Consider the following 10,688-nt stretch of genomic DNA (forward strand, 5'->3'; position numbering starts at 1 on the left):
AAGTTTATTCTGCTGCTTTTTTTGATTTTATTAGCTTTCTCCTATGCCATGTTTCAAGGAGGATTTGTAAGTTGGTTTTTATTTTATAGCTTTCTTCCCTTTGCCATTTATTGTGTTGCCATCTCTTTTTACTCCTTAAACGAACTTGAAGTAACAAGAATTTTGCCAAAAACGGATTTTAATGCCGGAGAGCCTTTAAAGGTGACCGTTACAGTGAAAAGAGCAAAATCATTTCCGCTTTTTTATTTATTGATTGAGGATCAGTTAGATGAATCCTTGAAATTTGCTCCTCAGCAAAAGAGAGCGAAAGCCCTGCTTCTTCCGGGCTTAAAAAAGGAATTTTCCTATGAATACATCATTGATGAGCTGCCGCGCGGGGAACATTTTTTCGAATCTTTTACCTTGCGAATTGGAGATCCGCTTGGTTTATTTGAAAAAGAAAAAAAGTTCGCCTTGGATGGTAAAATTATTGTCTATCCAGCGTATACAGAGTTATTATATCGATCATTTGAAAATCATTATGATTCTGGTCTGACGGCTTCAAGGGAACGAGTCCAGCGTGATACATCTATGGCGACTGGGGTGAGGGATTACCAGCCGGGCGACCGCTTCTCATGGATTAACTGGAAAGCATCCGCCAATCGAAATATCCTTATGACAAAGGAATTTGAACAGCGGCAATCACATGATATCTTTGTGGTTATGGATTGTGTCCCGACGAAGCAGTTTGAGCCTGTTGTCTCATTTACAGCCTCATTATTGCGGGCTATCTTGAAAAAAGGGGCCCAGACCGGTCTGTTAACGATTAGCAACGAACGTGCCTCTTTCCCCATTCGCGGTGGAGAGCAGCATCTCCAGCAGCTTTTTTTTCATCTGGCAAAAATAGTGGCGAAATGTACCTCACCATTAGAAAAGGTGTTAGATACCGATGGACTTCTCATCCAGCAAACCGTTTCGTTCATGCTAGTCACCGCGCAAATTAGCAAACCCTTGATTGAAAAAGCAAGCTTCCTTGGACAGCGAAAAGGTGGAACGATTACGCTTTTTCTGATTAAAGGGGAGAAAGAAACGCCGACAGATGAGGAACGCTCGCAGATGGCAATCGCCAATGCCCGTGGAGTACGGGTTGTCTTGGTTCAGGAAGGCGAATTCACGGCGGCCTTTTCGGAGGTGAACTTCCGTTGATCAAAAGAGATTTTTCATCATTTTTGTTATATGCCTTTAGTTTTTTATTATTAAGTGAATGGCTGCGTCCGATTGAACAATTAACAGAAACCGATCATATTGAGATGTTTTTTATCTTTATCGTTATTTCGTTTGCTTTATCTTACCTTCATTTGAAATGGATTTGGAACTATAGTATTAAAACGCTCTTTATTTTTTATGCCATTAACCAGCTTCACTATGAAGAAGGGCTCTTTGATTCAACATGGATTACAGCCTTCTTTAGAGATATAATGGATAACTTTGGTTTACTAACAGCGAGGAATTGGAATGGCTTATCCAACGAGTTCAGGACATTGTTATTTTTTATCTTACTTTGGATAATGGTGTACTTAATCAATTACTGGATCTTAAACCGAAAGCGGATTTTTATATTTTTCTTTATGACCTTAGTTTATATTACGGTTTTAGATACATTTACGCCGTATATTGCTAAATTTGCTATTGTCAGAACGGTAGTGGCCGGCTTTGCAGTGATGGGAATGCTGACATTTTACCGAATCGTTCAAAAAGAAAATGTCAGCACGGAACCGACCTATCTGCGAAAGTGGATGGTGCCGCTGGCTGTTATGGTTTTATTAAGTGTTGTAGTTGGCATAGCCGCACCGAAAGCCGCACCGATTTGGCCAGACCCAGTTCCGTATTTAACCGCTAATAATGACAAAGTTCCTGAAGATAAGGCCAGCAGTGTTAATCGTATCGGTTATGGAACCAATGATGCTGAATTAGGCGGTCCCTTTATAGGAGATAACACCCGAGTCTTTCAGTATGAAGGGAACGGAAAAAATTATTGGAAGATGGAAACGAAGGACGTGTATACAGGAAAAGGCTGGCTGGCCTCTGGTACCACACCTATAACCTTTCGTAAGGAAGATCTTGTGCCTGTCTTTTCGGTGCCTGACACCGTAGAAACCATTAAAGAGTCTTCGCGGGTGGTGACAAGTCCAGAATATAATTTCAACTTTCTTATGTATCCTGCCGGAATTAACAAAGTGTTAAAGATGCTCCCTGAGGGCAATCGATATGAAATCGATACGACTAATGAGCGAATCAGCCTTTTCTCTAATGACAATGTCCCTGCTGTGCCGCAGGTCTTTACCGTAGAATTTGAAAGACCAAAGTACAAGGCTTCAGACTTAGTTCGAACAACGAGCTATGACCCAACTATCATCAACGAGGAATTTTATCAAAGATATACACTTCTTCCGGAAAATCTTCCGCCTCGAGTGAAAGAATTAGCAGAAGAGATTACTGCTGCAAAAACCAATTGGTTTGATAAAGCCAAAGCAATAGAAAGTTATTTTGGAAGATCCGCGTTCACTTATGACCAGAAAAATGTCGCGGTGCCTGACACCGAAGATGATTATGTGGATCAATTTTTGTTTGAGACAAAAAGGGGTTATTGTGACAATTTCTCCTCTTCGATGGCTGTGATGCTGCGAACACTCGGGATTCCAACACGTTGGGTAAAAGGGTTCACAGGCGGAGATTTCCTGCAATATAGTGATGAGACATCAGGGACACAGATTTATGAGGTAACAAATAATAATGCCCACTCTTGGGTTGAGGTCTATTTTCCAAATCAAGGCTGGGTACCATTTGAGCCAACCAAGGGCTTTTCAAATGAAATTATCATCAATTATGGAGCGAATGGCCAATCATCATCCAATAATCAAGAAGCCAGTCCAGCGCCTGTGAAGAAGCCCCAGCAGGAAGAGATTGAGGACCCCGATAAAACAAATGATTCGAAATCATTCTTTGATGTTAAAAGGATCTGGGAAGAGACCAAATTTTTTTTGAAAAACAATTGGAAGCGGATATTTTTCATAATCGTAATAGTAGCTGCAGTGGCTGGAATTCTTTACCGTATTCGCGGTAAGTGGGTTCCGTACAGTCTGTTAGTAATTTACCGATTTAAGAAAAAGGACGAAAACATCAGTGCAGCCTATTTAGCTTTGTTGGAACAGTTCGAACGCTATGGTTTAAAGCGGAAAGAAAACCAAACACTACGAAACTATGCCCGTTACATTGATTCCTTCTTTTCGACAAGAGAAATGTCACAACTAACGGCTATTTATGAAAATTATCTGTATCATCAGCAATTACCAAAGGGCACTTGGAAAGAATCGCATGAATTATGGGAAAATTTAATTAAAAAGACAATCGCTTGACCAGAAAAACAACCTATTGTTACAATATGTACTAATTCATGTTTAGCGTTAGCACTGTTATAAAAAGTGCTTGCGCTGTTCAAAATATAGTACGTTTCCTTCATATATCCTCGAAAATTTGGTTCGAGAGTCTCTACCGGGTCACCGTATAATGACCTGACTATGAAGGCAGGATTTTTCTGTTGTCTTTTTACGAGAAAACTAGAATTCTGCCTTCCTGATATTTTTATGGAGGGGAGAATTCTAGTTTTTTTTATATCCTTTGCTGTAAAGGTTCATAATAACTATAACTTGAGAAAATTGAGGTGGATGCTTTGCCAGGCAAGAATGAGATGATTATTGTATTAGATTTTGGGAGTCAATATAACCAGTTAATAACCCGCAGGATTCGTGAATTCGGGGTATACAGTGAATTACATCCGCATACGATTACAGCTGAAGAAATCCGCCAGTTAAACCCAAAAGGGATTATTTTCTCCGGCGGGCCAAATAGTGTGTACGATGAAAATTCTTTCCGCTGTGATGAAGCCATTTTTGAAATGGGTCTTCCAATCCTTGGTATTTGCTATGGGATGCAGTTAATGACCGTCCATTTTAATGGGAAGGTTGAAAAAGCGAAAGAACGTGAATACGGAAAAGCAACGATGACGGTACAACATCCATCAGCGCTATTTACCGGACTGCCAAATGAGCAGACCGTGTGGATGAGTCACGGTGATCTTGTCGTGGAAGCTCCTGCAGGTTTTACCGTGGATGGCACAAATCCAACCTGTCCAATTTCAGCAATGAGTAATGAAGAGCAAAAGCTTTATGCTGTTCAGTTCCATCCAGAAGTACGTCATTCCGTTTATGGGAATGAACTGCTAAGAAATTTTGTTTTTAATGTGTGTGAATGCAACGGCGATTGGTCAATGGGTAACTTCATTGAAATGGAAATGGCGAAAATTCGTGAGCAGGTTGGCGATAAAAAGGTTCTTTGTGCTTTAAGTGGTGGGGTGGACTCTTCCGTTGTTGCCGTGTTGATTCATAAGGCAATCGGTGACCAATTGACCTGTATTTTTGTCGATCATGGCTTGCTTCGGAAGAATGAAGCAGATAGTGTGATGAAAACTTTCTCTGACGGCTTCCATATGAATGTAATCAAGGTTGATGCCAAAGATCGTTTCTTATCAAAGTTGGAAGGTGTTTCTGACCCTGAGAAAAAACGAAAAATTATTGGTAATGAGTTTATTTATGTATTTGACGATGAAGCGACAAAACTGGAAGGTATTGAGTTTTTAGCCCAAGGCACGCTTTATACAGATATTATTGAAAGTGGTACGGCAACTGCACAAACCATTAAATCCCATCACAATGTGGGCGGGCTGCCGGAAGATATGCAGTTTAAACTAATTGAACCATTGAACACTCTATTTAAAGATGAAGTCCGTGCGCTTGGAACCGAGCTTGGCATTCCGGATGATATCGTCTGGAGACAGCCATTCCCTGGACCTGGTCTTGGTATTCGTGTGCTTGGGGCCATTTCAGAGGATAAACTGGAGATTGTCCGTGAATCAGATTGGATTCTTCGCGAGGAAATTAAAAAAGCTGGTCTCGACCGAGAGATTTGGCAATATTTTACTGTGTTACCAGACATTCGCAGTGTCGGTGTAATGGGGGACGCAAGAACCTACGATTACACGATTGGAATCCGTGCGGTCACTTCCATTGACGGTATGACGTCTGATTGGGCAAGGATCCCTTGGGATGTCTTAGAAGTCATTTCAACAAGAATTGTTAACGAAGTAGCTCATGTCAACCGGGTGGTTTATGACATTACCAGCAAGCCGCCTGCAACGATTGAGTGGGAATAAGAAAAGCGGAAGCGCCTAGGCGCTGGAGCTAGACAATAAGAAAAACGAAGAACTGGAACCGATACGTGGTTCCAGTTCTTCGTTTTTTTTGGAAAAAGTGACTATTTATTTCAGGAACATCCATATTCACGAACAATGTTAAATTTTATTTTAATATCGTTCGTATTTTTGTTTACAAGAAGTTTCTTTCCTGCTAAAATAAAAAACGTGTTATGAGAAGTGAATAAAAATTGCATCGTATAATCTTGGGGATATGGCCCAAAAGTTTCTACCGAGCCACCGTAAATGGCTTGACTACGAGGCAGTGTTTAATATAAGAGGTATGCTTTCTTTTCCTCTATTTATTGCACATGCCTTACGTCAGCTCCGGTAGAATAAACCGGAGCTTTTTTGCATAAACAATAAGGAAAGAACCTTAGGGGGAAAAAGAATGCATAAGTATTTTGAGTTTGAGAAACATGGGACAAATTATCGCCGTGAGTTTATTGGGGGACTAACCACCTTCTTAGCAATGGCTTATATACTAGTTGTTAACCCATTAACATTATCATTAGCGTCTATAAAGGACTATCCCGATGCTTTAAGAATGGATTATGGTGCAGTATTTGTGGCAACTGCGCTTGCATCGGCACTAGGTTCGATTGTCATGGGGCTTCTTGGGAAGTATCCACTCGCTCTAGCTCCGGGAATGGGCTTAAATGCGTTCTTTGCTTATACAGTAGTATTAGGGAGCGGAATTCCTTGGCAGCATGCTCTTGGTGCTGTATTAATCTCAGGTGTATTTTTCTTCTTATTAACACTCACTGGTCTGCGCGAAAAAATCATTAACGCGATTCCAGTTGATTTAAAACACGCTGTGGGTGCAGGAATTGGCTTGTTCATTACTTTTATCGGATTACAAAATGCTGGAATTGTGGTCAATAATGATGCGACACTAGTTGGATTAGGCGATTTGACAGCTGGACCTACACTGCTTGCTATCTTTGGTATTGTTGTAACAGTAATTATGATGACTAAAGGTATTAACGGAGCCGTATTTTATGGGATGGTCATCACAGTAATCGTGGGAATGATCTTTAACTTAATTGATATGCCGAATAAAGTAGTTGATTCTGTTCCAAGTTTATCACCGACGTTTGGTGCAGCCTTCTCTTCGTTCGGAGATAGCTCTTTTTATACAACAGCCATGCTTGGAATAGTGCTTACCTTCTTGTTTGTTGATTTCTTTGACAATGCCGGGACACTTGTCGCAGTAGCGAACCAAGCGGGAATTATGAAAGACAATAAGCTGCCACGAGCTGGGCGTGCGTTAATTTCAGATTCGATTGCAACAACTGTTGGTGCTGTACTAGGTACATCAACTACAACATCATACATCGAGTCGTCTGCAGGGGTTGCCTCTGGTGCTAGAACTGGATTTGCAGCCTTAGTAACAGCCGGATTCTTTATCTTATCGTTATTCTTCTTTCCATTATTATCGGTAGTTACTGCACCTGTAACAGCACCTGCGCTAATAATTGTTGGGGTGTTAATGGTATCATCATTAGGAAAAATTGATTGGCAGCGTTTTGAAATTGCCGTTCCAGCATTTTTAACAATGATCGCCATGCCACTGACTTACAGCATTGCAACAGGTATTGCGGTTGGATTTATCTTTTACCCAATTACAATGATCATCAAAGGTCGAACTAAAGAGATTCACCCAATCATGTACTTCTTCTTTGTTATCTTTGTCCTATATTTCATTTTCTTAAAATAATATTAAAAGGAACTGTGGGCGCACCACAGTTCCTTTATTTTGCTCAAAAAATATCATTCGAATAATTTACCAACTAGTAGGACATAATGTTGTCGAACATTGTCGTTGACTTCCTGTTTTCTCTCTTTTATTCTGTAATTAATAAGGTAAACTGGGAGAAATGGGGAAAAGGGTATGGCACAGCTGACGATTGAAAAAGTTTTAAATAATAATGTATTGATTGCTGAACACCCATCCTATGGTGAAGTAGTTTTGATTGGCAAAGGGATCGGCTTTAATCGTAAACAAGGTGATTTAATTGAAAAAGACTCTGCTGAAAAACTCTTTGTCTTAAAAAGTGAAAAAGAGCAGCAAAATTATATTAAATTGCTCCCTTTTATTGATAACGAATTTTTAGAGGTTATCATAGCATCAATTGAGTTAATCAAACAACGAACAAATTCAATGCTAAATGAACATATTCATGTTGCACTAACTGACCATCTAATGTTTGCCTTAACGAGGGCCTCCCAAGGAATGGAAATGACGAATCCTTTTTTAGTGGAGACGAAGGCGCTTTATCGTCATGAATATGAAGTGGCGAAAGAAGTTGTCCAACTTATTAAGGATAACACTGGGATTAGCTTTCCAATCGGTGAAGTTGGATTTATCGCTTTGCATATTCATAGTGCCATAACCAATAAAGACCTTTCTGATGTAAACCAACATTCCCAGCTTGTCAGCAGACTGGTTGATATGGTTGAAGAACAGTTGGAGATAGAGATAGACAAAGAAGGAATCGATTATATGAGACTTGTTCGCCATCTCCGTTTTGCGATTGAACGGGTAGTAAACGGTGAAAAAGTGGATGAACCAGAAAAAATTTCTTCCCTCTTGAAAGATGAATATCCTATATGCTATAATCTCTCATGGAAGCTCATAAAAGTGATGCAACAATCCTTAAAATTAAAAGTCTTTGATGCAGAAGCGGTATATCTAACAATGCATTTACAACGACTTCAAAAAAAATATAAATAGCACTTATTCATTTTACGTGTTACTGATTCGATCAGGCATGAGTAAAAAGTTTAATTGAACCTAAGTTGTTGGGGTATTCTATACCCATAGCTTTATTCAATTGGACCTTTACTCATGCCTTTTTTGTCGTCAATTCTCTAGATTGTAACCGCTTTATGAGCTGTATAAAAAATTAGGAGGTATCCTTATGTTTAAAAATGCTTTTGGTGTTTTACAGAAAGTCGGTAAAGCATTGATGCTACCAGTTGCAATTCTGCCAGCTGCCGGGATCTTACTAGCAATTGGTAATGCACTTCAAAACCCAACGTTAATTGACCTCGCCCCATTCTTAGATAATAGCGGGATTGCGATGGTTGCGAAGATTATGGAACAGGCAGGTAGTGTCATATTCGGAAATCTATCATTATTATTTGCTGTTGGGGTTGCGATTGGACTAGCAGGAGGAGAAGGGGTAGCTGGCCTTGCTGCGATTGTAGGGTTCCTTATTATGAATGCAACAATGGGAACTGCCTTAGGTATTGATGCAGATGCACTTGCGAAGCATCCTCAAAGCTATGCTTCTGTATTAGGTATACCAACACTGCAAACGGGCGTTTTCGGAGGTATCATCGTCGGTCTTATTGCCGCTTATATGTATAATAAATTCTTCGAAATTGAATTACCGTCATATCTAGGTTTCTTTGCTGGTAAGCGTTTCGTTCCGATTGTAACTGCTGCAAGTACTGTTCTTTTAGGATTGCTAATGATTCTTATCTGGCCTCCAATTCAATCAGGCTTGAATGCATTCTCTACGAACATGGTTGATGCGAACAGAACGATTGCTGCCTTTATCTTTGGGGTAATTGAACGTTCATTAATACCATTTGGATTGCATCATATTTTCTATGCTCCATTCTGGTATGAATTTGGAAGCTATACAAACGCTGCTGGTGATCTTGTACGTGGTGACCAACGTATTTTCATGGAACAAATTAAAGATGGTGTCCAAAATTTAACTGCAGGTACTTTCACAACAGGTAAATACCCATTCATGATGTTTGGACTTCCTGCGGCTGCGCTAGCGATTTATCATGAAGCTCGACCAGAAAAGAAAGTGTTTGTAGGAGGATTAATGGCTTCTGCGGCGTTAACTTCTTTCCTTACTGGTATTACAGAGCCAATTGAATTCTCATTCTTATTCGTTGCACCAGTATTATTTGGTATTCACGCAATCTTTGCAGGATTATCATTCATGACTATGCACTTGTTAAATGTAAAAATCGGTATGACCTTCTCAGGTGGATTAATTGACTATATTCTATTTGGATTAATTAACCCGCAAACGAATGCTTGGATCGTTATTCCGGTAGGTCTTGTCTTTGCGGTAATCTATTACTTTGGTTTCCGTTTTGCGATTCGCAAGTTTAATTTAAAAACTCCAGGTCGTGAACTAGAGGAAGAAGAAGACCGAGCGCCATCAGGAAAATCAGGTTCAGGTGATTTAGCAGCTAATATTTTAGATGCTATGGGTGGGAAAGATAATATTGCTCATCTAGATGCATGTATTACACGTCTTCGTGTATCTGTTAATGATATTAAAAATGTGGACAAAGCTGAATTGAAAAAACTTGGTGCGGCGGGTGTCCTAGAAGTAGGAAATAACATTCAAGCAATTTTTGGACCACGTTCTGAAACAATTAAGGGTCAAATGAAAGATATTATGTCTGGTAAGAGACCTCGTACAACTTCTGTTGATACAGCGGAAAAAAGTCCAGAACAAAGTAATGTAAATTCAGATGCAATTCAAAAAGCACGTGAGAGTGAAGTGTTTGCGGCACCACTTAAAGGAGAAATAAAGCCGATTACTGAAGTGCCTGATCAGGTGTTTGCTGGAAAAATGATGGGCGATGGCTTCGCGATTGTACCAGCTGAAGGAACAGTTGTTTCACCGGTAAATGGAAAAATCGTAAACCTATTCCCAACTAAACATGCGATTGGTATCTTATCCGATACAGGGCGTGAAATCCTGATTCATGTTGGTATTGACACAGTTAATTTAAAAGGTCAAGGCTTTGAGACGTTAGTTGCTGAAGATGACATCATTGAACAGGGTCAGCCGTTATTAAAAGTTGATTTAAATTACATTAAAGAACATGCAACATCTACAATTACTCCGATTGTTTTCACGAACTTAGCCGAAGGTGAAAAAGTTGTGCTGAATAAACAAGGTCAAGTCGAATTGAAGCAAGAAGGAATAATCAAGATTACAAAGTAAGAGGAGGCCGGCCCTAGTAATAGGGCTGGCTTTTTTATATATTATAGAAGAAAGTCAGAATGGTGGAAAAAAATTTAGTTTTTTGTTGACGTGACCTAGGCATGGTGGTAGTATATTAAAGCAGTCGTTGATGACAAGTTAACAACTTGTTGGTGTTGAAAATATTGATAAAAAATGTTGACAACGATTCGATGAAGTGATAAAATAATAAAGTTGCTTCAAACGAAGTAACGGAATTGTTCTTTGAAAACTAAACAAACAAAATCGTGCAAACAAACAATATTAATCGTGTTTCTTCTGTTAATATGAAGAACACGAGCCAACGTAACTTTTATGAGCTAATCAACTTTCTTGGAGAGTTTGATCCTGGCTCAGGACGAACGCTGGCGGCGTGCCTAATACATGCAAGT

6 protein-coding genes, 1 rRNA gene and 2 riboswitches are annotated in these 10,688 nt (G+C 39.7%); all 7 genes read left to right on the plus strand.

Annotated features, from left to right (window positions below; genetic code table 11):
• Nucleotides 1-21: 21 nt before the first annotated feature.
• Nucleotides 22-1,185, plus strand: coding sequence for a DUF58 domain-containing protein (locus FS608_RS26335; protein ID WP_313958745.1), 1,164 nt, complete (start codon nt 22-24; stop codon nt 1,183-1,185).
• Nucleotides 1,182-3,395 (plus strand): transglutaminase TgpA family protein, encoded by a 2,214-nt coding sequence (locus FS608_RS26340; protein WP_144555532.1) that lies wholly within the window; start codon nt 1,182-1,184, stop codon nt 3,393-3,395. Before FS608_RS26335 ends, FS608_RS26340 begins: the two co-directional genes overlap by 4 nt.
• Before the next feature lie 80 nt (nt 3,396-3,475).
• Nucleotides 3,476-3,578: riboswitch (purine riboswitch) on the plus strand.
• Between the two features lie 149 nt (nt 3,579-3,727).
• Nucleotides 3,728-5,248 (plus strand): glutamine-hydrolyzing GMP synthase, encoded by a 1,521-nt coding sequence (gene guaA / locus FS608_RS26345; RefSeq protein ID WP_144555533.1) that lies wholly within the window; start codon nt 3,728-3,730, stop codon nt 5,246-5,248.
• A gap of 215 nt (nt 5,249-5,463) precedes the next feature.
• A riboswitch (purine riboswitch) is annotated at nt 5,464-5,565 on the plus strand.
• Nucleotides 5,566-5,678: 113 nt separating this feature from the next.
• Nucleotides 5,679-7,007, plus strand: coding sequence for an NCS2 family permease (locus FS608_RS26350; protein ID WP_144555534.1), 1,329 nt, complete (start codon nt 5,679-5,681; stop codon nt 7,005-7,007).
• 174 nt (nt 7,008-7,181) lie between these two features.
• The gene (glcT, locus tag FS608_RS26355) at nt 7,182-8,024 is read left to right on the plus strand and encodes a glucose PTS transporter transcription antiterminator GlcT (protein ID WP_144555535.1); all 843 of its coding nucleotides are present in this window, start codon (nt 7,182-7,184) and stop codon (nt 8,022-8,024) included.
• Between the two features lie 187 nt (nt 8,025-8,211).
• Nucleotides 8,212-10,278 (plus strand): glucose-specific PTS transporter subunit IIBC, encoded by a 2,067-nt coding sequence (ptsG, locus tag FS608_RS26360; protein WP_144555536.1) that lies wholly within the window; start codon nt 8,212-8,214, stop codon nt 10,276-10,278.
• 348 nt (nt 10,279-10,626) lie between these two features.
• Nucleotides 10,627-10,688, plus strand: a 16S ribosomal RNA gene (locus FS608_RS26365); the annotation flags it as partial.

Source organism: Bacillus sp. X1(2014) (genome assembly GCF_007678255.1).